This window comes from Streptomyces sparsus, assembly GCF_054776295.1.
In genome coordinates this window covers 1-753 of record NZ_BAAHCA010001514.1, presented here as the reverse complement: position 1 = coordinate 753, position 753 = coordinate 1, and the positions used below count along the sequence as shown (strand labels likewise).

Genomic DNA, 753 nt, shown 5'->3' with positions numbered 1-753 from the left:
GGTGGTTCCGGCGCACCCTCGGGAACCGGGGACGCGGCGGCGCGGGCCTGCGGTTCGGAGGCCGTCCCCCGGGAGGCGGCCGGATCACGGCGGGCCGCATCGGCCAACTGCCACAGGGCCAGCAGCCGGCCGGGCGGAACCTGCGCCAACTCGCACAGTTCGCGGACGAGTTCGCGGGGCGGCAGCTTGCTGCCGTTGAGGTAGCGCTGCCACGAGGAGCGGCTGGCCGTGGTGCGCTGCGCGAGCCCGCTCAGACTCAACCCGACGCGTTCCCGAAGCGCCGCCAACTCCGCTGCCAACTTGGCCTGTTCGAGTGTCGGGCCGCGAGTCACCGCCGGAGCACCTCCCAGGTGTGCGGGCCGACGATGCCGTCCGCCGGTAGTCCGGCGTCGTCCTGGAGGCGCTTGACCGCTCGCTCGGTGGCCGCACCGTACGCACCGTCGATGTCACCCACCGGGTAACCGCGGTAGGTCAGCAGGCACTGGACCTCCACGACGTGCCAGCTGGTGCTGATCTGCTGCAGCAGCACCTCGACGGTGTCGCTGCTGCCGGCGTAGAGCAGCCCGCCCTCCCGGTGCACGTCGCAGCTGTAGGTGCTGCCCGGGGTGAAGACGTAGGGCGACGGGGCGACCCGCCGGTTCTCAGCCGCGGTCGGCTCCGAGGACGGCAGCAGCAGGACCGCGGCGACCGCCATGAGCGTGAGCGCCGCCGCGCCGGCGGCGGCCATCACCAGCACCCGGCGCCGACGCGGCG

General features: G+C 73.8%; 2 protein-coding genes. Both read right to left on the bottom strand.

Annotation, left to right across the window (positions count from 1 at the left end):
• Nucleotides 1–332 (bottom strand): helix-turn-helix domain-containing protein (locus ACYVE9_RS29340; RefSeq protein ID WP_461030912.1); only part of this gene is annotated, 332 nt, incomplete at its 3' end.
• Nucleotides 329–753: peptidoglycan-binding domain-containing protein (locus ACYVE9_RS29335; RefSeq protein WP_461030911.1), on the bottom strand; the 425-nt coding region annotated here is incomplete at its 5' end. The genes ACYVE9_RS29340 and ACYVE9_RS29335, both read right to left, overlap by 4 nt.